General features: G+C 70.5%; 23 protein-coding genes. 5 read left to right on the forward strand and 18 right to left on the reverse strand.

Translation table 11 applies throughout. The features are described 5' to 3' along the window. Positions 1–990, forward strand: a complete 990-nt coding sequence (locus tag RZ1_RS00620) for a 5'-3' exonuclease (RefSeq protein ID WP_072808235.1) — start codon at positions 1–3, stop codon at positions 988–990. 18 nt (positions 991–1,008) lie between these two features. Here the strand turns inward: RZ1_RS00620 and RZ1_RS00625 are convergent, their stop codons facing one another. The 7 genes from RZ1_RS00625 to pafA form a co-directional block, all read right to left on the reverse strand. After that, the gene (locus tag RZ1_RS00625; protein WP_072808238.1) at positions 1,009–1,881 is read right to left on the reverse strand and encodes a DUF4333 domain-containing protein; all 873 of its coding nucleotides are present in this window, start codon (positions 1,879–1,881) and stop codon (positions 1,009–1,011) included. A 136-nt stretch (positions 1,882–2,017) separates the two neighbouring features. Further along, complete coding sequence (locus RZ1_RS00630) at positions 2,018–4,729, reverse strand: DEAD/DEAH box helicase (protein WP_072808241.1); 2,712 nt, start codon at positions 4,727–4,729, stop codon at positions 2,018–2,020. Further along, the gene (gene tatC / locus RZ1_RS00635; RefSeq protein WP_072808244.1) at positions 4,726–5,655 is read right to left on the reverse strand and encodes a twin-arginine translocase subunit TatC; all 930 of its coding nucleotides are present in this window, start codon (positions 5,653–5,655) and stop codon (positions 4,726–4,728) included. Before tatC ends, RZ1_RS00630 begins: the two co-directional genes overlap by 4 nt. Positions 5,656–5,742: 87 nt before the next feature. Continuing rightward, positions 5,743–6,000: a Sec-independent protein translocase subunit TatA gene (gene tatA, locus RZ1_RS00640; protein WP_072808247.1), complete on the reverse strand. Its 258-nt coding sequence runs from the start codon at positions 5,998–6,000 to the stop codon at positions 5,743–5,745. 95 nt (positions 6,001–6,095) lie between these two features. Further along, the gene (locus tag RZ1_RS00645; RefSeq protein WP_072808250.1) at positions 6,096–7,082 is read right to left on the reverse strand and encodes a helix-turn-helix transcriptional regulator; all 987 of its coding nucleotides are present in this window, start codon (positions 7,080–7,082) and stop codon (positions 6,096–6,098) included. Next, on the reverse strand, positions 7,079–8,077 hold the full coding sequence (locus RZ1_RS00650) for a helix-turn-helix transcriptional regulator (protein ID WP_072808253.1): 999 nt from the start codon (positions 8,075–8,077) through the stop codon (positions 7,079–7,081). Before RZ1_RS00650 ends, RZ1_RS00645 begins: the two co-directional genes overlap by 4 nt. A gap of 58 nt (positions 8,078–8,135) precedes the next feature. After that, positions 8,136–9,494, reverse strand: a complete 1,359-nt coding sequence (pafA, locus tag RZ1_RS00655) for a Pup--protein ligase (RefSeq protein ID WP_218020423.1) — start codon at positions 9,492–9,494, stop codon at positions 8,136–8,138. 64 nt (positions 9,495–9,558) lie between these two features. Between pafA and RZ1_RS00660 the strand changes: the two genes are divergently transcribed. Then, positions 9,559–11,043: a bifunctional phosphatase PAP2/diacylglycerol kinase family protein gene (locus tag RZ1_RS00660; protein ID WP_072808720.1), complete on the forward strand. Its 1,485-nt coding sequence runs from the start codon at positions 9,559–9,561 to the stop codon at positions 11,041–11,043. On the opposite strand, the gene prcA is transcribed toward RZ1_RS00660, so the two are convergent. From prcA to RZ1_RS00685, 5 genes are all read right to left on the reverse strand, one after another. Next, positions 11,031–11,822 (reverse strand): proteasome subunit alpha, encoded by a 792-nt coding sequence (prcA, locus tag RZ1_RS00665; protein ID WP_072808259.1) that lies wholly within the window; start codon positions 11,820–11,822, stop codon positions 11,031–11,033. The two genes, RZ1_RS00660 and prcA, sit on opposite strands and share 13 nt — an antisense overlap. Next, complete coding sequence (gene prcB / locus RZ1_RS00670) at positions 11,819–12,673, reverse strand: proteasome subunit beta (RefSeq protein WP_072808262.1); 855 nt, start codon at positions 12,671–12,673, stop codon at positions 11,819–11,821. Before prcB ends, prcA begins: the two co-directional genes overlap by 4 nt. Next, the gene (locus RZ1_RS00675; RefSeq protein ID WP_059384481.1) at positions 12,670–12,861 is read right to left on the reverse strand and encodes a ubiquitin-like protein Pup; all 192 of its coding nucleotides are present in this window, start codon (positions 12,859–12,861) and stop codon (positions 12,670–12,672) included. Before RZ1_RS00675 ends, prcB begins: the two co-directional genes overlap by 4 nt. A gap of 158 nt (positions 12,862–13,019) precedes the next feature. Next, positions 13,020–14,513, reverse strand: a complete 1,494-nt coding sequence (gene dop, locus RZ1_RS00680; protein ID WP_072808265.1) for a depupylase/deamidase Dop — start codon at positions 14,511–14,513, stop codon at positions 13,020–13,022. 49 nt (positions 14,514–14,562) lie between these two features. After that, positions 14,563–14,943 (reverse strand): nitroreductase family deazaflavin-dependent oxidoreductase, encoded by a 381-nt coding sequence (locus tag RZ1_RS00685; RefSeq protein WP_072808267.1) that lies wholly within the window; start codon positions 14,941–14,943, stop codon positions 14,563–14,565. A 90-nt stretch (positions 14,944–15,033) separates the two neighbouring features. Here RZ1_RS00685 and RZ1_RS00690 point away from each other — a divergent pair, with 90 nt between their 5' ends. Further along, positions 15,034–15,570 carry an NUDIX domain-containing protein gene (locus RZ1_RS00690; protein ID WP_072808270.1) on the forward strand — a complete coding sequence of 179 codons (537 nt, stop codon included), beginning with the start codon at positions 15,034–15,036 and terminating at the stop codon, positions 15,568–15,570. Positions 15,571–15,613: 43 nt separating this feature from the next. On the opposite strand, the gene arc is transcribed toward RZ1_RS00690, so the two are convergent. After that, positions 15,614–17,383 (reverse strand): proteasome ATPase, encoded by a 1,770-nt coding sequence (gene arc, locus RZ1_RS00695; protein ID WP_072808272.1) that lies wholly within the window; start codon positions 17,381–17,383, stop codon positions 15,614–15,616. A gap of 188 nt (positions 17,384–17,571) precedes the next feature. On the opposite strand from arc, the gene RZ1_RS00700 reads away from it, so the two are divergent. Beyond that, a complete protein-coding gene (locus RZ1_RS00700; RefSeq protein WP_072808275.1) occupies positions 17,572–18,045 on the forward strand; it encodes an MTB12 C-terminal domain-containing protein in 474 nt (157 codons plus the stop codon). A 42-nt stretch (positions 18,046–18,087) separates the two neighbouring features. On the opposite strand, the gene RZ1_RS00705 is transcribed toward RZ1_RS00700, so the two are convergent. After that, a complete protein-coding gene (locus RZ1_RS00705) occupies positions 18,088–18,939 on the reverse strand; it encodes a tRNA (adenine-N1)-methyltransferase (protein ID WP_072808722.1) in 852 nt (283 codons plus the stop codon). A 197-nt stretch (positions 18,940–19,136) separates the two neighbouring features. On the opposite strand from RZ1_RS00705, the gene RZ1_RS00710 reads away from it, so the two are divergent. Continuing rightward, positions 19,137–19,964, forward strand: a complete 828-nt coding sequence (locus RZ1_RS00710; RefSeq protein WP_072808278.1) for a thioesterase family protein — start codon at positions 19,137–19,139, stop codon at positions 19,962–19,964. A 69-nt stretch (positions 19,965–20,033) separates the two neighbouring features. Here RZ1_RS00710 and hisG read toward each other — a convergent pair whose 3' ends face one another. The 4 genes from hisG to trhO form a co-directional block, all read right to left on the reverse strand. Further along, positions 20,034–20,897, reverse strand: coding sequence for an ATP phosphoribosyltransferase (hisG, locus tag RZ1_RS00715; RefSeq protein ID WP_072808281.1), 864 nt, complete (start codon positions 20,895–20,897; stop codon positions 20,034–20,036). A 78-nt stretch (positions 20,898–20,975) separates the two neighbouring features. After that, complete coding sequence (locus RZ1_RS00720) at positions 20,976–21,257, reverse strand: phosphoribosyl-ATP diphosphatase (protein ID WP_171061469.1); 282 nt, start codon at positions 21,255–21,257, stop codon at positions 20,976–20,978. A gap of 34 nt (positions 21,258–21,291) precedes the next feature. Continuing rightward, complete coding sequence (locus RZ1_RS00725; RefSeq protein ID WP_072808287.1) at positions 21,292–22,179, reverse strand: pseudouridine synthase; 888 nt, start codon at positions 22,177–22,179, stop codon at positions 21,292–21,294. A gap of 2 nt (positions 22,180–22,181) precedes the next feature. After that, positions 22,182–23,039 carry an oxygen-dependent tRNA uridine(34) hydroxylase TrhO gene (gene trhO, locus RZ1_RS00730; protein WP_072808290.1) on the reverse strand — a complete coding sequence of 286 codons (858 nt, stop codon included), beginning with the start codon at positions 23,037–23,039 and terminating at the stop codon, positions 22,182–22,184. Position 23,040 lies beyond the last annotated feature (1 nt).

Below are 23,040 nucleotides of genomic sequence, written 5' to 3' on the forward strand. Positions count from 1 at the left end.
ATGAGGACCGTGACGACTCCTGTGACCACCCCGATCGGCGACACCGGGCAGCGTCCGCTGCTGCTGCTCGACGGGGCGAGCCTGTGGTTCCGCGCCTACCATGCGCTGCCCGACTCGATCACCGCACCCGACGGGCGTCCGGTCAACGCAGTGCGCGGCTTCACCGACATGGTGGCCTCGCTGATCACCCGGCACCGGCCCCTCCGCCTGGTGGTGTGCCTGGATCTGGACTGGCGTCCGGCGTTCCGCGTCGCCGCGGTCCCCAGCTACAAGGCGCACCGGGTCGCGGTGGGCTCGGACGGCACCGTCGAGGAGGTCCCCGACACCCTGACCCCGCAGGTACCGATGATTCTCGAGGTGCTGGCCGCAGCGGGAATCGCCACCGGCGGCGCCGCCGGTTTCGAGGCCGACGACGTACTCGGAACCCTCGCCGCCCGCGAAACCACCGACCCGGTGGTGGTGGTCAGCGGCGACCGCGACCTGCTGCAGGTCGTCACCGACGAGCCGGTTCCGGTGCGGGTGCTCTATGCCGGTCGAGGCCTGGCGAAGGCCGAGCTGTTCGGGCCCGCCGAGGTCGCCGCCCGATACGCGGTGCCCGCGGACCGGGCCGGGGCCGCGTACGCCGAGCTGGCGTTGCTGCGCGGGGACCCGTCCGACGGCTTGCCCGGCGTCAAGGGCGTCGGTGAGAAGATCGCGTCGAGTCTGCTGTTGCAGTACGGATCGCTGGAGGCGTTGCGGGCGGCCGCGGTCGATCCGGACTCGGGCATGGCCAAGGGCATGCGCGCCAAGCTCGACGCGGCGGCCGGTTACCTGGACGCGGCGCTTCCGGTGGTGCAGGTCGCGCGCGACGCCCCGGTGACGCTGTCCCGCGACGACGCCCTGCCCGACCGCCCCGCCGACGCTGAGGCGCTGGCGGCGCTGGTGGACACTCTCGGGATCGGGCGGTCCGTCACGGCGTTGACCACGGCGCTGGCCGCGGTCGCCGGCTGACGGGACCGCCCGTGCTCGTCAGTTGGGACGACTGACCTCGTAGGTTCCCTGGTCGTCGGTGAAGGTCAGGGTGACCGACCGGTGCTGGCCGTCGACGGTGACGGTGCAGTCGAAACTGTTGCCCGGTTCCACCTTCTGCCCGTCGGGGCAGGACACGTCGCCGACCTCGGTGGCGCCGTAGGACTGGGTCAGCACCTTCGCCACCCCGGCCTCGGCCGCCGCGGCGTCCAGGGTCTTCGAGCCGAGGGAGGTCACCACGAGGACACCGATGATCCCGAGGATCACCACCAATGCCAGCGCCCCGAGACCGAGGATCAGCGGTTTCTTCGACTTCGGCTGCTGCGGACCGGCCGGCGGCTGAGCCCACGGCTGGCCCGGCTGGGGTTGACCGGGCTGGGGCTGTCCCCAGGGCTGCGGCCCGGCCTGCGGCCCGGCCTGCGGCTGTGCCCATTGCTGCTGCCCGGGCGCCGGGCGGCCCCACTGCCCGGCGGGAGGTTGGCCCGCCTGCCCCCATGGCTGACCTGCGGCGGGGGCGCCCTGCCCCCACTGCGGGCCCGGTTGAGCCTGACCCCACTGCTGCTGGGCCGGGGCGGGCTGCTGACCCCACTGCTGCTGCGGCTGCGCCCACTGCTGCTGGCCGCCCGGGGGCTGTTGTCCCCACTGCTGCCCCGGTTGGCCCCACTGCTGCTGAACCTGACCCCCTTGCGGATCGGCGCCGCCACCCGGGCCGGGCTGCTGCCCCCACTGTGGGGCCTGACCGGCAGCCGACGCGTCGAACGCCTGGGTCGGAGCGGCACCCTCCGCCGCGCTCCCCGGACGCGCCCACTGCTGGGTCGGTTCCTGACCGGCCGCGTTACCGGACTGGTCCTGCGGTTCGTTCGGCCCGTTCATCGTCGCCTCCCACTCACTTCACTCTGTTGATCGAACAGTAGCGCCCATCCACCACGCGAAAGCCGTGCCGCGGCGCGAATCAAACCACATCGGACCGTGGCGGTGCCCGCCGAACCCGGCCGCACCCGTGCCGCGGTCACACCGCGTCGACGTCGACGACACCGCGCCGGATCGCCGCGACGGCCCGCCCCGCTGTCTTCACGATCTCCGGGTCCTGCGCGCACGTGCGGATCTGATCGAGCAGATCGATCACCTGACGGCACCACCGCACGAAATCCCCCGCCGACAGGTCGCGGCTGCCGCCCCCGGCCGCCAGCAACGCCTCGGCCAGCGACTGCGTGCCCACCCACGTGTACAGGGCCGCCACGAACCCGAGATCCGGTTCGCGCGTCGGCGGCAGCTTGTGCCGCACCTCGTCGGCGCGCAACCCGTCGCACAACCGCACGGTCTCGGCGAGCGCGCGGCGCACCGGTTCGGTCGGGCCGCGCAGCGCGACCGCGCCTTCGACCCGCGACTCGTACACCACCGACGACACCACGGCAGCGAGCTCCGCGGGCGACAACCCCGCCCACACCCGCTGCCGCAGGCATTCGGCGACGAGCAGATCGGCCTCGCCGTAGATGCGGGCCAGACGCTCCCCCGCCTCGGTCGTCGACGGATCCGGCCCCTCGGTGAGGTATCCGCGTTCGGTGAGCAGCGCGACGATCCGCTCGAACGTGCGGGCCAGTGAGTTCGTCGTCGCCGCGACCTTCTGTCGTTGCTGCGAGATCTCCCGCGCCAGCCGGTTGTAGCGGTCGCCGACCCGGGCGAGCTTCTCGAGCTCCGGGTCCTTGCGCGCCGGATGCTGCCGCAGCCGGCGCCGCAACGCGTCGATGTCGCGGGTGTCGCCGCCGGTCTTGGCGCGCTTCGGGCGGCGTGGCACGGGAATTCCCGTGGACCGCAACGACGACGCGATATCACGTCGCCCCCGCCCGGTGCGATGGTCGACGTGCCGCGGCAACCGCAACCTGCCCACCACCTGCGCCGGCGCCGGGAAATCCGCCGCCGACAACCGGCCGGACCACGCGTCGGCGGTCACCACCAGCGGTCGCGGCTCGTCGACGGTGGAGTCCGACTCGATCACCACCGCCAGGCCCGCGCGGCGCCCACCGGGCACCGCGACGATGTCGCCGCGCCGCAACCCGAGCAACGATTCGACGGCCGCACGGCGACGGTCCTGGCGGCCCTGCCGTTCCCGGGCCCGCTCCAGGTCGGTCAGCTCCGCCCGCAATCGCAGATAGTCCAGGATGTCGCTGTCGTCGCCGCCGAGCCGGTCCCGCAGCTCCACCAGGGCCGCCTCGTTGCGTTCGATGCCGCGGGTCAGGCCGACCACCGACTTGTCGGCCTGGAACTGCGCGAACGACATCTCCAGCAACGCCCGCGACCGGACGACCCCGACCGCGTCGATGAGGTTGACGGCCATGTTGTAGGACGGGCGGAACGAACTGCGCAGCGGGAACGTCCGGGTCGAGGCGAGTCCGGCCACCGCGGCCGGTTCCACCCCGGGCTGCCACAGCACCACCGCGTGCCCCTCGACGTCGATGCCGCGACGCCCGGCCCGGCCGGTGAGCTGCGTGTATTCGCCGGGTGTCAGTTCGGCGTGGGTTTCCCCGTTGTACTTGACGAGTCGTTCGAGGACGACGGTGCGGGCCGGCATGTTGATGCCCAGCGCGAGGGTTTCGGTGGCGAAGACCGCCCGGACCAGCCCGCGCACGAACAGTTCCTCGACGGTGTGCCGGAAGGCGGGCAGCATGCCCGCGTGGTGCGCGGCGATGCCGCGTTCGAGGGCGGTGCGCCACTGTGTGTATCCGAGGACCTCGAGGTCGGCGCGCGGCAGATCGCGGGTGTGCTCGTCGACGACCGCCCGGATCCGGGCGGCCTCCTCGTCGGAGGTGAGCCGGATCCCGCCGCGCAGGCACTGGGCGACCGCGGCGTCGCAGCCGGCGCGGCTGAAGACGAACGTGATCGCCGGCAGCAGGCCGTCGCGGTCCAGGCGGGTGATGACCTCGGGTCGCGGCAACGGCCGGAACCCCCCGTTGCGGCGGCCCCGGTCCCACGCGTCGGCGCGATCCAGTGCCGTCCGGCGATGCACCTGTGAGAGCAGTTCGGGATTGACCACGACACCCCGCCGCCCCCCGCCGTCGGGATGGGCGCGGCTGTCGAACAGATCGTGGATGCGGGGCCCGACCATCATGTGCTGGTGCAGCGGAATCGGCCGCACCTCGTCGACGACGACGGTGGTGTCGCCGCGCACCGTGGTGATCCAGTCCCCGAACTCCTCGGCGTTGGACACGGTCGCGGACAGGCTGACCAGCCGGACGTCCTCGGGCAGATGCAGGATGACCTCTTCCCACACCGCGCCGCGGAAGCGGTCGGCGAGGAAGTGCACCTCGTCCATCACCACGTACGTCAGACCGATCAGGCTGGTCGACGACGCGTAGATCATGTTGCGCAGCACCTCGGTGGTCATCACCACCACCGGCGCGTCCGCGTTGACGGACTGGTCGCCGGTGAGCAAGCCGACCGCGTCCTTGCCGTGCCGGGCACACAGGTCCGCGTACTTCTGGTTGCTCAGCGCCTTGATCGGCGTCGTGTAGAAGCACTTGCCGCCGGCGTGCAACGCCAGGTACACCGCGAACTCGCCGACGACGGTTTTGCCGGCCCCGGTGGGCGCGCACACCAGCACCGAGTGACCGCCGTCGAGGGCGCGGCAGGCCTGCACCTGGAACGGGTCGAGGGCAAACGGCAACGCCGCGGCGAAGGCGGTGAGCCGATCGGGGGCGGCTGCCGGGGACGGCTGATCGGTCACAGCGTGTCGGAGTAGTCGGGGTGCGTCGAGGAGGGGCGTTCGACGGGGGCGGGCGCGGCGATCGGGGAGCTCTCGTCGTCGTCGAGATCACCCCAGCCGTCCTCCCGGGCGCGGCGGGCGCGCCGCTTGTCGTTGATTCGGGTGATCTGGATGGCGATCTCGAGCAGCAGCGTCAACGCCCCGGCCAGCGCGATCATCGAGAACGGATCCTGGCCGGGCGTGGCGATGGCGGCGAACACGAACATCGCCATGATCAGCCCGCGCCGCCACGACGCGAGTTTCGCGTACGACAGGACACCGACGGCGTTGAGCGCGACGATCACCAGCGGAATCTCGAACGACACCCCGAAGATGATCAGCAGATTGATCATGAACCCGAAGTACTCGGATCCGGACAGGGCGGTGACCTGCACGTCGTTGCCGACGGTGAGCAGGAACGACAGGGCGTGGGTGACCACCAGGTACGCCAAGACGGCACCGGCGACGAACAGCACCGCGCCGGAGGCGACGAACCCGACGGCGTAGCGGCGTTCCTTCGAATACAGGCCGGGGGTGATGAACGCCCACAGTTGGTACAGCCACACCGGGCAGGCCAACACGACACCCGCGGTCGCGGCGACCTTCAGGCGCAGCATGAACTGTTCGAACGGGCCGGTCGCGAGGAGGTGGCAGCCGCCGTCGGCGCTGATGTCGGCGCGGGAGGACGCCGGCAGCGAACAGTAGGGGTCGAGCAGGATCGACCCGAGGCTGGGCAGACCGAAGAGGTTGCGGCTGTACCAGACGAACCCGAGGACGGTGGTGAGCACCACCGCGGCGATCGCGATCAGCAGGCGGGTGCGCAGTTCGTACAGATGCTCGACCAGCGACATGGTGCCGTCGGGATTGGTCTTGCGCCGGCTTCGACGCGGATCGAACGGGATGCGCACGTGCGGTTCTCAGCTCCTGTCGAGGCCCCCGGGATCAGCGGAGGACCGGGACATCCGTCGTGGATGCCCCGGTGGGATGGTCGGGGGTCAGGCCGACCGCGGTTCGGTGTGCTTCGCCTCGGTGACGGTCGGATCGGTGGTCTGACCGGCGGGCAGCGGGTTCGGAGCCGGCTGCGGCGGCGACGCCGGCCGAGCATCGTCGTTCTGCATCTCCTTGACCTCGCTCTTGAAGATGCGCAGCGACCGGCCCAGACCGCGGGCGGCGTCGGGAAGCTTCTTCGAGCCGAACAGGATCACGACGACGATCGCGACGATGGCCCAGTGCCACGGGCTCATTGCACCCATTATCTACCTCCACTGATGGTGTCCTGCCGATGCTACCGGACCCGGACACGCCCGAGTCCGGCCGACAGCCGATTGACCGGGAGTTCCCGGAAGGTTCACAGTTCCGTCACACGACCCGGGTCCGGTTCGTCGACTGCGAGAGCGTCGTACGCGTCGAGCGCGGCCGCGGCGCGGGCCCGCACCGCCGCCACCAGATCCGCCGGCCCCAGCACCGTCACCCCGGCACCGAGACCGACCACCAGCCGGGTCATCCACTCCGGCGACGCGAACCGCAGCACCGCGGTGCACGACCCGTCGGGCTGCAGTTGCACCTCGGTGAGGGGGTAGTAGTCGATCAGCCAGCTGTAGCCGGGATCGATGCGCAACCGGGCCGCCGGCAGCGTCGGGTCCCCCTCGAACAACTCGAAGCTGTCCTCGTCGTCGACCGCGGCCGGCGGCCGTGCCGGCTCGGGCAGTTCCGCGGCCGCATCGATCCGGTCGAACCGGAACAACCGCACCCCTTCCGCGGCGCGGCACCACGCCTGCAGGTAGGTGTGCTCGTCGATGAGCACCACCCGGATCGGATCGACATCCCGCTCCGAGACGGTGTCCCGCGACGCCGAATAATAGGTCAGGTGCAGGGCCCGGCCGTGGTGCACCGCGGCCCGCACGGTCGCCGCGACCGGATCGTCGGACACCGCCGGCGGGGCATCGTGGTCGGCGGCGGCGCTGCCCGCGGCCGCTTCGATCTTCGCGATCGCGCCCTGCGCCGCCGACGGATCGACCACGCCGGGCATCTCCAGCAGCGACCGCAGCGCCACCAGCAGCGCCGTTGCCTCCGTCGAGGTCAGCCGCAGCGGCCGGTCGATGCCCGCGGTGAACGTCACCACGATGCTGTCCTCCGACAACGACAGGTCGATCAGGTCGCCGGGCCCGTAGCCGGGCAGGCCGCACACCCAAAGCTGGTTCAGATCGTCCATGATCTGCTTCGGGGTCACCCCCAGGTCGCGGGCCGCCTCGGCCGCGCTGATCCCGGGGTTCGCCGTGAAGTACGGCACCAGATTGAGCAGCCGCGTCAGCCGCCCCGACAGTCGTGTGCTCAACGTTCGCCCTCTCCGGCCGTGCCGGCGACCACCCGGGTCAGGATGTGCCGCACCTGGTCACGCAACTCGTTCGGCGCCAGCACCAGGGCGTCGGCGCCCTGCCCGGCGATCACCCGCGCGATCCAGCTCCACGAGCGCACCGGCACCTCGAGCACCGTGCCGTCGCGCTCCCCGATCCGGCGGCGTTCGGTTTCGGTGCCGAGCCGGCGCAGCTCGGTGGCCCGCCCGTCCGGCACCCACACCCGGGCCGCGCCGGTGACGTCGCCGGTGCTGGTCGCCGCCAGCACCCGCGCCCGCAGATCCACCCCCTCCGGAATGGTGACCGCACCGGCCGGACCGAGCGCGGTGACCTCGTCGCCGATGCGCGAGAGCCGGAAGGTGCGGGTCGCGTCGCGGTCGCGGTCGTGCCCGACCAGATACCAGCGGCCGTGCACCGTGACGATGCCCCACGGTTCGACGGTGCGCCGGGTCCACGGGTCGGTCGGTGACCCGCGATGGTCGAACTGCACGACGCGGCGCGCGTCGATCGCGGCCAGCAGCGCGTGCAGCGCCGGTTCGGATCCGCGGGCCCGCGCCGGCAGCGAGGTCACCGTGCCGGTCGGGTCGGCGTCGACCTGCACCCCGGCCGCCCGCAGCTTCAGCACCGCGCTCTGCGCCGCCGAGGTCAGCTCCGGGGACGACCACAGGGCCGCCGCCACCGCGACCGCCGCGGTCTCGGCGCTGGTCAGCTCGATGTCGGGCAGCTCGTACGCGTCCCGGTTGATGCGATAGCCCTCGACCGTCGAGTACCGCGACGGCATGCCCGTCTCCAACGGAATGCCCAGGTCGCGCAGCTCGTTCTTGTCGCGCTCGAACATCCGGCTGAACGCCTCGTCGCTCGCCGAGTCCGCGTATCCCGCAACCGACGCGCGGATCTTCTCCGCCGTCAGGAACTGGCGGGTGGACAGCAACGCGATGACCAGGTTGACCAGCCGTTCGACTTTCGAGATCGCCACGCCGGCAAGCCTAGTGCCACGCCCGCCACGGGCCGCAGGCTCGGTCGCCCGACCTGCGTCACATCGAGGCGATCAGCCGCTCCACGCGTTCGTCGACGGACCGGAACGGGTCCTTGCACAGCACGGTGCGCTGCGCCTGATCGTTGAGCTTGAGGTGCACCCAGTCGACGGTGAAGTCCCGGCCCGCGGCCTGCGCCGCGGCGATGAAGTCGCCGCGCAGCTTCGCGCGGGTGGTCTGCGGCGGCGTGTTCACGGCGGCGTCGACGGCCTCGTCGTCGGTGGCGCGGGCCGCCAGCCCCTTGCGCTGCAGCAGATCGAACACGCCACGACCGCGTTTGATGTCGTGGTACGCCAGATCCAGCTGCGCGATCTTCGGGTCGGACAGTTCCATGCTGTAGCGGTCCTGGTAGCGCTGGAACAGTTTGCGCTTGATCACCCAGTCGACCTCGGTGTCGACCTTCGCGAAGTCCTGCGACTCGACCGCATCGAGGACCCGGCCCCACAGGTCCACCACCTGCGCCACGTGCGGGTCCGGTTCGCGGCTGCGCAGATAGTCGACGGCCCGCGCGTGGTACTCGCGCTGGATGTCGAGGGCGCTGGCCTGCCGTCCCCCGGCCAGCCGCACGGGGCGCCGCCCGGTCAGGTCGTGACTGACCTCGCGGATCGCGCGGATCGGATTGTCCAACGCGAAATCCCGGAACGCGACACCGGCCTCGATCATCTCGAGCACCAGCGACGCCGACCCCACCTTGAGCATCGTGGTGGTCTCGGACATGTTCGAATCGCCGACGATCACATGCAGGCGCCGGTACTTCTCGGCGTCGGCGTGTGGTTCGTCGCGGGTGTTGATGATCGGGCGGGACCGGGTCGTCGCGGACGAGACACCCTCCCAGATGTGTTCGGCGCGCTGCGACAGGCAGAACGTCGCGGCCTTCGGGGTCTGCAGCACCTTCCCGGCTCCGCAGATCAACTGCCGGGTCACCAGGAACGGCAGCAGCACATCGGAGATCCGGGAGAACTCCCCCACCCGCGCCACCAGATAGTTTTCGTGGCAGCCGTACGAGTTGCCGGCCGAGTCGGTGTTGTTCTTGAACAGGTAGATGTCGCCGCCGATGCCCTCCTCGGCGAGACGCTGTTCGGCGTCGACGAGCAGATCCTCGAGGACCCGCTCCCCGGCGTGGTCGTGCTCGACCAGCTGCAACAGGTCGTCGCACTCGGCGGTCGCGTACTCCGGGTGCGATCCCACGTCGAGGTACAACCGCGCGCCGTTGCGCAGGAACACATTGGAGCTGCGGCCCCACGACACGACCCGGCGGAACAGGTAGCGCGCCACCTCGTCCGGGCTCAGTCGGCGATGCCCGTGGAAGGTACACGTGACGCCGAATTCCGTCTCGATACCCATGATTCGTCGCTGCACACTTCGACAGTACCGCTCCGAAGATGCGACCATCGGCTGCAACGGCATCTACGGTCAACCTGTGATGTTCGATTCCGCCCGGTGGATCCGCGCCGACCGTGTCCTGTTCGAACGCAGCGGGGCGCTGCGCCCGTCCCCCGCCGACCCGGGGCTGCGGATTCTCAGCCGCCTCGCCGACCACAGCGTGCTGTGGATGGGGTGCGCGGCGGTCGGGATCGCCGTCGGCGGCACCCCCCGCCGTGCCGTGGTCCGCGGCCTGCTGTCGGTGGCCGGGGCCAGCGCCCTCGCCAACGGTGTCCTCAAACCGCTGCTGCCGCGTCGTCGTCCCCCGGCTCGCGTCGAACCGCAGTTCCGGCGCCGGACCGTGCCCATGCCCACCTCGTCGTCGTTCCCGTCCGGGCACGCCGCGTCCGCCGCCGCGTTCGCCACGGGTGTGGCCCTCGAATCCCCCGCGACCGCCGCGGTCGTGGCGCCGCTGGCCGCCGCCGTCGCCTACTCGCGGGTGCACACCGGGGTGCACTGGCCCAGCGACGTGCTGGTCGGCGCGGCCGTCGGTACCGCGATCGCGCTCGGCACGCGCCGGTGGTGGGCGGTGCGCGACGACGAACCCGCGGTCGCCGGGCCCGCGGCCGCGGCACCGGCGGCGCCCACCGGACGCGGGCTGCTGGTCGTCGTCAATCCCGGTTCGGGGAACGGCGACAGCGACCACGGGGAGTTGCGGGCGGCGTTGCCGGACGCCCGCATCGTCACCCTGCCCGAGGGCGGCGACCTCGCGGCCGAACTGGACCGGCTGCTCACCGAGCATGCACCCGTCGCGCTCGGCGTCGACGGCGGCGACGGCACCGTCGTCGCGGTCGCCGGGGCGGCGGTCGCCGCGGATCTGCCGCTGGCGGTGTTCCCCGGGGGGACGCTCAACCACTTCGCGCGGGACGCCGGCGCCGCCGAGCCGGGCGACACGATCCGTGCCGTCGCCGGCGGTCACGCCGTCCGCATCGACCTCGGGCGGGTCACCGTCGCCGGTGCGGCCGGCTCCGGCGGTGCCGAGCACACCTTCGTCAACACCGCCAGCCTCGGCGGCTACCCGGATTCGGTGCGGCTGCGGGAACGATGGGAACCGCGCATCGGCAAATGGCCGGCCGCGGCCGCGGCGATGGCGCGGGTCCTGGCGACCGCGTCGCCGCTGACGGTGCGGCTCGACGGCACCCCGAGGGCGGTGTGGCTGTTGTTCGTCGGCAACGGCCGGTACACCCCCACCGATCGGATACCGATGTCGCGGCCCGCGCTGACCGGCGGCACCCTCGACGTGCGGTACCTGCGTGCGGACCGGCGGTGGTCGCGGCTGCGGCTGCTCACCGCCGTCGCCACCGGCAGCTTGGACCGATCCCCCACGTACGTTCAGCAGAACGTGGCCGCCCTGGCGGTGCGGATCGACGGGCCGCCGGTGGCGCTGGCCACCGACGGCGAGGTCGTCGCCGACGGCACCGCGTTCGATTTCCGCAGTGCCCCGGCGGCGTTGACGCTCTACCGGCTACCGGATCAGGTGTCCTGACCGGACGTTCCGGTGTCGGTGTCCGAATCGGCCGGGGCCGTCGGCGTGTCCGCGGCCGGTGAAGTGTCGGATCCGGTAGCCGGCAACAACGACTCGAGCGCCGCACCGGTGATCCGCCGGAACGCGCGGCGCGGCCGCGGCTTCTCGAGCACCGCGACCTCGAGTTCCCCGATTCCCAGGGTCCGCGGCGCCGCCTCGGTCCCGGTGCCGCGTTGCAGCGCCGTCACCGCCACCGCGACCGCGGCATCGAGCTCCAGACCCGGCCGGTACGCCTCGCGCAACGCGGTCGCGATCGGCTCGGTGGTGCCGCCCATCACCACGAACTGCGGTTCGTCGACGATCGAACCGTCATAGGTGATCCGATACAGCTGCGGCGCATCGTCGGTGTCGGATCGCCCCACCTCGGCGACGCAGATCTCCACCTCGTACGGCTTGGGCTGATCGGTGAAGATCGACCCGAGCGTGGAGGCGAACGCGTTCGCCAGTGACCGTCCCGTCACGTCCCGCCGGTCGTACGCGTAGCCGCGCATGTCCGCGTGCATGATCCCGGAACGACGCAGGCTCTCGAACTCGTTGTACTTCCCGACCGCGGCGAATCCCACCCGGTCGTACAGTTCGCTGATCTTGTGCAGCGCCTTCGACGGGTTCTCCGCGACGAACAGCACCCCGTCCGCGTAGATCAGGGCGATCACGCTGCGGCCGCGGCCGATACCCTTGCGGGCCAGCTCCGAGCGATCCCGCATGATCTGCTCGGCGGACGCATAGTACGGCAGCGTCATTGCCCACCTCCTGCGGTGCGGTCGGCCACGATCGCGCGGGCCAGTTCGGACAACGTCGTTTCCGGCACCATCGTCGCGCCCGCGGTGGTGATCACCGCCGCGGTCGGATAGATACCACGGGTCGTGTCGGGGCCACCGGTGCCGCTGTCGTCGTCGGCCGCGTCGTACAGCGCCTCCACCGCGCTGCGCAGCGCGTACTGCTCGTCCGCGTCCGCCCGGAACAGCTTCTTCAGCGACGACTTCGCGAACAACGAGCCCGAACCGACGGCGTGATACCCGGCGCGCTCCTCGTATCGCCCGCCGACCACGTCGTACGAAACGATGCGGCCCGCGCGGCCCGGATCGGTGGCGTCGAGGTCGAACCCCACCAACAGCGGCACCACGGCCAGACCCTGCATGGCCGCGCCGAGGTTGCCGCGCACCATCGAGGAGAGCCGGTTGGCCTTGCCGTCGAACGTCAACGGCACACCCTCGATCTTCTCGTAGTGCTCGAGTTCGACCGCGAACAGCCGCACCATCTCCACGGCCAGACCCGCGGTCCCGGCGATGCCGGCCGCGGAGTAGTCGTCGGTGATGTGCACCTTGTCCACGTCGCGGCTCGCGATGAGGCTGCCCATCGTGGCGCGCCGGTCACCGGCGAGCAGCACCCCACCGTCGAAGGTCACCGCCACGATGGTCGTCCCGTGCGGTGCCATGTCACCGAGTGTTCCGAGCTGACCGGCGAACCGGTTCTCCGGCAACAACTCGGGGGCGTGCATCCGCAGATGATCGGTGAACGACGACATCGGAGACGCGAGGTGCAGCCGGGGCTGCACCTCGCGATACGAAAGTGGGGAACGATCCGCTGTCACTGGCCGCCCTTCTGCACATAGGCCCGCACGAAGTCCTCGGCGTTCTCCTCGAGCACGTCGTCGATCTCGTCGAGAAGATCGTCGGTTTCCGACGCCAGCTTCTCGCGCCGTTCCTGACCGGCACCACCGTCGCCGACGACCTCGTCGTCGTCGCCACCACCGCCGCGTGTGGTCTGCTCCTGCGCCATAGCCGCGACCTCCTCGATCACTGTGGTGTCCGGCTCCGGTCGACGACCGGGACGGACCACCAGCTCGCTCAGGACTCCACCCTACCGAGCCGACCCGACAGCGAGGGTGACTTGGCGTGCGGCGCGCCCGTGTGTCGGCGGCCACGCGCCCGGCCCGGTCAGTGCGTGAGCTGGTCCACCAGCTCGGCCGCCGAATCCACCGAATCGAGCAACGCCCCGACGTGCGCGCGGCTGCCCCGCAGCGGCTCGAGCGTCGGGATCCGCACCAGCGACTCGCCGCCGAGATCGAAGATCACCGAATCCCAGCTGGCCGCGGCGATGTCCGCCCCGAACCGACGCAGGCACTCACCGCGGAAGAACGCCCGGGTGTCCGCAGGCGGGGTATGCACCGCGTCGAGGACCTGCTGTTCGGTCACCAGACGTTTCATCGACCCGCGGGCCACGAGCCGGTTGTACAGGCCCTTGTCCAGGCGCACGTCCGAGTACTGCAGATCCACCAGATGCAGCCGCGGCGCGGACCACGCCAGGCCCTCCCGGTTCCGGAAACCCTCGAGCAGCCGCAGCTTCGCCGGCCAGTCCAGCAGGTCCGCGCAGTCCATCGGGTCGCGTTCGAGCAGATCCAGCACCCGCGCCCACTGATCGAGCACGTCGAGCACCCGGGCGTCGTCGGTGCCGTCGTGGAACTTCGCGACCCGCTCGTGATAGATCCGCTGCAACGCCAGACCGGTCAGCTCCCGCCCGTCGACCAACGCCACCGTCTTGCGCAGCGTCGGATCGTGGCTGATGTGGTGCACCGCGGTGACCGGCCGCGCCAACTGCAGATCCGACAGGTCGACACCCGCCTCGATCAGATCCAGCACCAGCGCCGTGGTGCCGACCTTCAGGTACGTCGCCGTCTCCGCCAGGTTCGCGTCACCGATGATCACGTGCAGCCGCCGGTACTTGTCGGCGTCGGCGTGCGGTTCGTCGCGGGTGTTGATGATGCCCCGCTTGAGGGTCGTTTCGAGCCCTACCTCGACCTCGATGTAGTCGGCGCGCTGCGACAACTGGAAGCCGGCCTCGTCCCCGGATTGGCCGATCCCCACCCGGCCGGACCCACAGATCACCTGACGGGACGCGAAGAACGGGGTCAGGCCCGCCACCACCGCCGAGAACGGGGTGTCCCGCGACATCAGGTAGTTCTCGTGGGTGCCGTACGAGGCGCCCTTGCCGTCGACGTTGTTCTTGTACAGCTGCAGGCGCGGCGCGCCGGGCACGCTCGACGCGTGCCGCGCCGCGGCCTCCATCACGCGTTCGCCGGCCTTGTCCCAGATCACCGCGTCCAGCGGGTCCGCGACCTCCGGCGCCGAATACTCCGGGTGCGCATGGTCGACGTACAGCCGCGCCCCGTTGGTGAGGATCATGTTGGCGGCGCCAACCTCGTCGGCGTCGATGATCGGGGCCGGGCCGTTGAACCGGCCCAGGTCGAATCCTCGGGCGTCCCGCAGCGGCGATTCCACCTCGTAGTCCCACCGGGTGCGCTTGGCGCGCGGCACCCCCTCGGCCGCCGCGTAGGCCAGCACCGCCTGGGTGGAGGTCAGGATCGGGTTCGCCGTGGGTTCGTTGGGTGAGGAGATCCCGTACTCGACCTCGATACCGATGATCCGCTGCATGGCATCGACATTAGGGGATCGTCGGCAGGTCGGGTGCGCGGCGGCCCGATCAGCGTGCGACGGTGCAGTCCAGGTAGTCGCCCGCGCCGAGGGTGGTGAGCACCCACCGCACCGGCGTCGGCGCCCACGCCGCGGCCGGATCGTGGCCCGGCCGCGGGTTCGTCAGGGACACCGTGCGACCGCGGGTGATCACGGTGCAGCCGCCGGCGGCCCGCACGTTGCGCAGCCAGTCCACGCCGGTGCCGTAGGTCAGCGCGAACCGGTAGCGGTCGTCGTCGACGAAGACGTTGACGGGGGTGCGGTAGAGCCGGCCGGACCGGCGACCGCGGTGTTCGACGACCGCCAGGAACGGCAGGTGTGCCGCCAGCGGTCGCATCAGGCGATTGGTGACGACCCGGTTGAACCGGGCCAGGGTGGCGGGCAGAGGCATCGGGTCTCCCTCCGGGCGGTACGCCGACCGCACCGTCCCGACGCTACGCCGCCCGGCTGCGGCCCGGGAACGGGTGGCAGCATGATCCCAATGGATGCGACTCCCTGGTTCGAGCGCGGCTCCGACGAACTCGTCGCCGTGTACGACGCCGCCGGCCGCTGCACCGGGCAGGCACCGCGCTCGCAGGTGTACGCGCAGGGGCTGTGGCACGGCAGCGCCGGGGTGCTGCTGCGCTCGCCGGACCGCACCCGGATCTACGTGCACCGTCGCAGCGTCGACAAGGCGGTGTTCGCGGCGCACCACGACTGTCTCGCCGGTGGGGTCATCGACCCGGGGGAAGCCCCGATCGACGCGGCCCGCCGGGAGCTGGCCGAGGAACTCGGCGTGACCGGGGTCGTGTTGACGCCCCTCGCCACCGTCGCGTGGGACGGCCGCTGGCAGGGGCATCCGCTGCGCTGTCACCTGTGGGCGTTCGAAGCCTGCTGGGAAGGCCCGGTGACCCACCAGGTCAGCGAGATCGCCGCCGGCTGGTGGTGGACCCTCGACGAGTTGCGCACGCATCTGCGCGACCCGGCGTGGCCGTTCGCGCCGGACACCCGGACGCTGCTGGGCGACCTGCTGCGGTGACGGGGGCCCGGAGTCGATCCCGGACCCCCGTCACCGCGGCGCGCTACAGGTACTGGCCGGTGTTCGACTCGGTGTCGATCGCCCGGCTGGTGCTGGCGTTCTTGCCGGTGACCAGGGTGCGGATGTAGACGATCCGCTCCCCCTTCTTCCCGGAGATGCGCGCCCAGTCGTCCGGGTTGGTGGTGTTGGGCAGATCCTCGTTCTCGGCGAACTCGTCGACGATCGAATCGAGCAGATGCTGCACCCGCAGGCCCGGCGCGCCGGTCTCGAGCACCGACTTGATCGCGTATTTCTTGCCCCGGTCGACGATGTTCTGGATCATCGCGCCGGAGTTGAAGTCCTTGAAGTACAGGACCTCCTTGTCGCCGTTGGCGTAGGTGACCTCCAGGAACCGGTTCTCCTCCGACTCCGCGTACATCCGGTCGACGACCCGCTCGATCATCGCCCGCACGCAGGCACCGCGCTCGCCGCCGAACTCGGCGAGATCGTCGGCGTGCACTGGCAACGCATCGGTCAGGTACTTCGAGAAGATGTCGAGCGCCGCCTCCGCGTCGGGCCGTTCGATCTTGATCTTCACGTCCAGGCGGCCCGGTCGCAGGATCGCCGGGTCGATCATGTCCTCCCGGTTGGACGCGCCGATGACGATGACGTTCTCGAGGCCTTCGACACCGTCGATCTCCGACAGCAGCTGCGGCACCACGGTGGTTTCCACGTCGGAGGACACCCCCGACCCGCGGGTCCGGAAGATCGAGTCCATCTCGTCGAAGAACACGATCACCGGGGTGCCCTCGGATGCCTTCTCCCGTGCCCGCTGGAAGATCATCCGGATGTGCCGCTCGGTCTCGCCGACGAACTTGTTGAGCAGCTCCGGGCCCTTGATGTTGAGGAAGTACGACTTGGCTTCCTTCGAATCCTCACCGCGGGCCTCGGCGATCTTCTTCGCCAGCGAGTTCGCCACCGCCTTCGCGATCAGCGTCTTACCGCACCCGGGCGGCCCGTACAGCAGCACCCCCTTGGGGGGACGCAGCGCGTACTCGCGGAACAGGTCCTTGTGCAGGAACGGCAACTCCACCGCGTCGCGGATCTGCTCGATCTGCCGGCCCAGACCACCGATGTCGCTGTAGTCGACGTCCGGAACCTCCTCGAGGACGAGGTCCTCGACCTCCGCCTTCGGGATCCGTTCGAACGCGTATCCGGCCTTGCTGTCGACCAGCAGGGAATCGCCGGGGCGCAGCTTGAAACCGTCCTCGGTGTCGGCGCTGTCGGCGTTCGCCGGGTCCAGGGTGCGTGCGGCGGCGGCGGCCAGCGGCGCGGCCAGCCACACCACACGTTCCTCGTCCGCGTGCCCGACCACCAGGGCGCGGGTGCCGTCGTCGAGCAGCTCACGCAGGGCGGTGATCTCCCCGACCCGCTCGAACCCGCCGGTTTCGACGACGGTGAGCGCTTCGTTCAGGCGCACCGACTGGCCGGGTTCGAAGTCGCCGGTGTCGAGATTCGGCGACACCGCCACCCGCATCTTGCGGCCCGACGTGAACACGTCGACGGTCTGATCCTCGAAGGTGCTCAGCAGCACCCCGTATCCGCTCGGGGGCTGCCCGAGCCGGTCCACCTCCTCCCGGAGGGTGATCAGCTGTTGACGGGCCTCTTTGAGCGTCTCCATCAGCTTGCCGTTGCGGACGGTCAGGGAGTCGAGGCGGGCCTCGAGATCGCGTACCTGGTCGGACGGCTCGGCGAGCCGGCGCCGCAACGCGGCGACCTCGGTTCGCAATTCGTCGATCTCACGGGCGGCGACCGAATCCGGGTTCTCTGACATGTGCGACTCCCTCCACTGTGGGTCTTTCCACGCTACCGGCAGTCCGGCCAAAGTGCGGGGGGACACGAAACAGCCGTGTTCCGAGCACGTGTCGCAGTACTCACACGCTCGGCACGGGAACCACCGGCACGCGATGTTAGCCTTGCCTATCTTTTCCGTTTCGACGGTTCACACGAAAGGTGTCCTCCGTGACCATCCGCAAGATCGCCGCCGTCGCCGCGTCCGCCGCCGCCCTCACGGCCCTCACCGCGTGCAGCGCCACCGACGACTCCACCGAGAACGCCGCCACCGCGACGACGAGCGCCTCGACCGACGCGGCCGCCACCGCCCCGGTCACCGCCGACGTCCTGCAGCAGCAGGTGACGATCTTCTTCGACCCGGCCGCCCCCGTCGAGGCCAAGGCCGCCGTGCTCGAGCACGGCTCCGAACGCACCGCCGTGCTCGAACAGTTCAACGGTGTGCTCGCCGGCTACCCGCTGACCGGCACCGTCGGTGAGGTCACCCCCGTCGACGACGACACGGTCACCGCCTCCACCCAGATCGCCGGTCCGCACGGCGGCGCCCCCATGCCGCTGACGTTCGAACAGGTCGACGGCCGGTGGATCATCGCCGGCGACAGCATCTGCCCGATCCTCGAGATGGGCCACCTGCCCTGCAACTGAGTCCGGCACGCCGTGGCCCGGCCCGACCGGGCCACGGGACGCTCAGCCCTTGCTGGGCCGGCGCTGCGGCTTCGGGGTCTCCACCCCGTCCTGCAACCGGCGAGCACTGACCAGAAACGCGGTGTGCCCCTGCATCCGATGTTCCGGACGCACCGCCAGGCCCACCACGTGCCAGCCGCGCACCATCGACTCCCACGACCGCGGCTCGGTCCAGCACGTCTGCTCCCGCAGCGCCTCCACCACCCGCGACAACTGCGTCGTCGTCGCCACATAGACGATGAGCACCCCGCCGGGCACCAACGCCTTCTTCACCGTCTCCAGCACATCCCACGGCGCGAGCATGTCCAGCACCACCCGATCGACCCGGCCGTCGACCTCCACGTCGTAGTCCGCCAGATCGGCCAGCCGCGTCGTCCAGTTCTCCGGGCGTTCCCCGAAGAACGTGGTCACGTTGCGCTCGGCGTGCACGAGATGATCGTCGCGCACCTCGTACGAGATCACCCTGCCACTCGACCCGACCGCCCGCAGCAGCGAACACGTCAACGCCCCCGAGCCGGCACCCGCCTCGAGCACCGTCGCCCCAGGAAAGATGTCGCCCTCCTGCACGATCTGCGCGGCGTCCTTCGGATAGATCACCTGCGCACCACGCGGCATCGACATCACGTAGTCGACCAGCAGCGGACGCAACGCCAGATACGGGGTGCCGTTCGTCGAAGTCACCACCACACCCTCGTCGGTGCCGATCAGATCGTCGTGCACGATCCCGCCACGATGGGTGTGGAACTCCTTGCCCGGCTCGAGCACCACGGTGTACTTGCGGCCCTTGGCGTCGGTCAACTGCACGCGATCACCGACCTGGAACGGTCCGCTACGCCCGAGTCCGCCTGCTGCCATCGCCGTGTCCACCCTCGTCTGCTCGCCCGTCGAAACGGCCCGGAGCACTCGCCGGACCGTCCCACAGCCTGCCAGGTCCCCGCACCGTCGCTGCACACACCCCACCCGGCACCGCCCGCGTCCGGCACGCGGTGTCATCATCGTCGGACGGCGGCCCACCCTCGGGCCCGCCGCGAAACCACGAGGAGAGAACGCAAGTGAGCGACGCGGCCTACTATGTGCCGACAACCGGCCCGGCCGGCACCACCGACAGCGCAGTCCACACCGAGTGGTTCCGCCCCACCGACCGCACCGTCAGCACCTGGGGCACCACCCTGCAGCACGGTGCTCCCCCCTCGGCGCTGCTCGCCCGCGCCCTGGACCGGTGCGGCGCCCGCCCCAACACGCGGCTGACCCGCATCACCATCGACCTGCTCGGACCCGTTCCGCTCACCGACATCGAAGTGCGGTCCTGGATCGAACGTCCCGGCCGCAAGATCGAACTCGTCGTCGCCGAACTGTGGGCCGCCGGCCCCGACGGCACCGGCCGCGCCGTGGCACGCGGCTCCGCGTGGCGACTGGAAACCGTCGACCTGCCCGCGGTCGCCAACGCCGCCGACGAACCGTTGCCCCCGGTATCCCAAGCCGCACCCGCCGAACCCGAGGGATTCTTCTGGCACACCGGCTACGTCGAAACCCTCGACTGGCGGCTCCTCACCCCGCTCGGTCGCCCCGGACCCGCCTCCGCGTGGCTACGCACCGACACCGCCCTCGTCGAAGGCGAAACCCCCACCGGACTCGAGAAAATGTTCAGCGTCGCCGACGTCGCCAACGGTGTCGGATCGAAGCTGCACCCCGGCAAATGGCTGTTCCTCAACACCGAACTGACCGTGCACCTGTTCCGCGCCCCCACCGGCGACTGGACCGGCATCCGCGCCGAAACCTCCTACGGTCCCGACGGAGTCGGCATGACCGCCGGATCGCTGTACGACGAGCACGGTGCCGTCGGCCGCATTCACCAGAACGTGCAGGTCCGCGCCCGCTGACCCTGCCCCCACGACGCCGCGGCGCCACCCCGACCAGGAGTGGCGCCGCGGAACGGTCCTCGATGTGGGTCAGTCGACGCCGCGCATCGCCCGGCACGACCGGATATCCGACGCCAGGATCGCGCGGGCCCCGATCTCGGCGAGCCGGTCCATCACCGCATTGTGCCCCTTGCGCGGCACCATCGCCCGCACCGCCACGGACGACTCGTCGGCCAGCGGCGACAGCGTCGGCGACTCCAGGCCCGGGGTGACCTGCACCGCCGCATCCAGCAGCGTCTTCGGGCAGTCGTAGTCGAGCATCACGTACTGCTGGGCGAACACGACACCCTCGATCCGGGCGATCAGCTGATTCCGGGCCGCATCGTCGTGGTTCGACCCCTCCCGCTCGATCAGCACACCCTCCGAATCGCACAGCGATTCCCCGAACGCCACCAGCTCGTGCTGGCGCAGCGTGCGACCCGAACCGACGACATCGGCGATCGCATCGGCGACACCGAGCTGAATCGAGATCTCCACCGCACCGTCGAGCCGGATCACCGTCGCCTCGAGACCCCGCGCCGCGAGATCCTTCCGCACCAGATTCGGGTACGACGTGGCGATCCGAAGGCCCGCCAGATCCTCGACCTTCCAGTCCTTGCCCTTCGGCGCGGCATACCGGAACGAGGACCGACCGAACCCGAGCGACAACCGCTCGGACACCGGAGCACCGGAATCCCCGGCCAGGTCACGGCCGGTGATCCCCAGATCCAGCTCACCGGACCCGACATAGATCGCGATGTCCTTCGGACGCAGGAAGAAGAACTCGACCTCGTTGACCGGGTCGAGCACCGTCAGATCCCGCGAATCGGTGCGACGCCGGTACCCGGCCTCACTGAGGATCTCGGCGGCGGACTCGGACAGGGAACCCTTGTTGGGGACGGCGACGCGCAGCATAGAAAACTCGGCCTCTCTGGGGAAACAGCGACAACGGGGGCGGGACGGTCGGGCAAACAGACTGGGATCGATCCACGATCACAGATGCTTGTAGACGTCCTCGAGCTTCAGACCGCGCCCCACCATCAGCACCTGCACCCAGTACAGAAGCTGCGAGATCTCCTCGGCCAGTTCCTCGTCGCTCTGGTACTCGGCGGCGATCCACACCTCGCCGGCCTCCTCGATCACCTTCTTGCCCTGCGCATGGACGCCGGCGTCCAATGCGGCGACGGTACCGGAACCCGCGGGACGGGTCACGGCACGCTCGGACAGCTCGGCGAACAGGGATTCGAAGGTCTTCACGGGAGCCCATTGTTTCATGGCCGGGCCGATGCCGTGCGCGCGGCGTCCCCGCTCAGAATTCCAGCGCCCGGCGACTGTCGAACCGCCGGGTCCGCCCGGTGATCGGATCGTCGAACTCGACGGTGCGCGCGAGCAGCCGCAGCGGATCGGTGAAATCCCCCGGCGCGCGGCGCCGGAACTGCGGATAGAAGTTGTCCCCGACGATCGGCGCCCCCAGCGAGTTCAGGTGCAGCCGCAGCTGATGGGTGCGCCCGGTGCGCGGAAACAACCGGTACCGGGCCCGGTCACCGGCGTGTTCGACCAGTTCGATGCGCGTTTCGGAGTTCGGTTCCCCCGGTATCTCGACGGCGGTGAGCTCACCGTGCCGCTTCCGGATGCGACTGCGCACCACCCGCGGGAACTCCACGCCGGGCCGGTACGGGGCGATCGCCTCGTACACCTTGCGGACGCGCTGCCGTTCGAACAACTCCTGATAGGGGCGGCGCAACGCCGGATCCGTGGTGCACAACAGCACCCCGGCGGTCATCCGATCCAGGCGATGCACCGGCACCAGATCCGGCAGGTCCAAGTCGCGGCGCAACCGCACCACCACCGACTCCCGGATGTGCGCACCCCGCGGGATCGTCGCCAGGAAATGCGGCTTGTCGACCACCACCAACCCCGCATCGTGGTGCAGCACCTCCACGGCGAACGGCACCGGCACCTCCGGCGGCGGATCCCGGTAGAAGTACACGAACCGGGTCGGCTGATACCGGGTGTCGCCGTCGACGGCCCGACCGTGCTCGTCGACCAGTTCCCCGGCCGCGATCCGCGCGGACCAGTCCTCCCCGGGGTGCGCGGTGTGCAGGAACTCGACGACGGTGCGCGCGGCCGCGCCGGCGGGCATCCGCACCCGATCCGGGCCGAGCCCGTCCCGGATCGGCAGCGGCGCGGCGGACACGGTCAGGGACCGACCGGATCGGGCACGCAGGTCTCACACACCAGCGTCTGCGCGCGCCCGTTGACATCCGGATGGTTGCGGTACCGCGAGGTCGGCGCCTCGCACAGCGAACACGTGCCCAGGGTCACCGCGTCCGAGGAGAAGTCGACGTTCACCCGGCCGTCGAACACATACAGCGAACCCTCCCAGAGGCCGCCGTCCCCGAACGTCTCCCCGTAACGGACGATGCCACCGTCGAGCTGGTACACCTCGTCGAACCCGCGGTTGCGCATCAACGCCGACAGCACCTCGCACCGCACCCCACCGGTGCAGTAGGTGACCACCGGTCGCGACTTGAGATGGTCGTAGCGGCCGCTGTCGAGTTCGGCGACGAAATCGCGGGTCGTGGCCACGTCCGGCACGATCGCATCCCGGAACCGGCCGATCCGGGCTTCGAACCGGTTACGGCCGTCGAAGAACACCACGTCGTCGCGGTCGGACATCAGCGCGTGCAACGCCAGCGGCGACAGATGCTCGCCGCCACCGACGACGCCGTGCTCGTCGACCTTGACCTCGTCCGGCACCCCGAAGGTGACGATCTCGCGGCGCACCTTCACCGACAACCGCGGGAAATCGGTGCCGGTGCCGTCCGACCACTTCACGTCGGTGTCCTTGAACGGGGCATAGCCGCGAAGCCCCCGCACGTACTTCTTGACGTCGCCGATGTCCCCGCCGACGGTGCCGTTGATGCCGTGCGCGGAGATCAGGATGCGCCCGGTCAGGTTGTGCGCCGACGCGAGGGTGTACTGCCACAACCGGATCGCCTCCGGGTCGGCCAGCGGCGTGAACTTGTAGAACAGCACGATCTTCGGGACGGCCACG

The sequence above is a fragment of the Rhodococcus zopfii NBRC 100606 = JCM 9919 genome, assembly GCF_001895025.1.
Lineage (GTDB): Bacteria > Actinomycetota > Actinomycetes > Mycobacteriales > Mycobacteriaceae > Rhodococcus > Rhodococcus zopfii.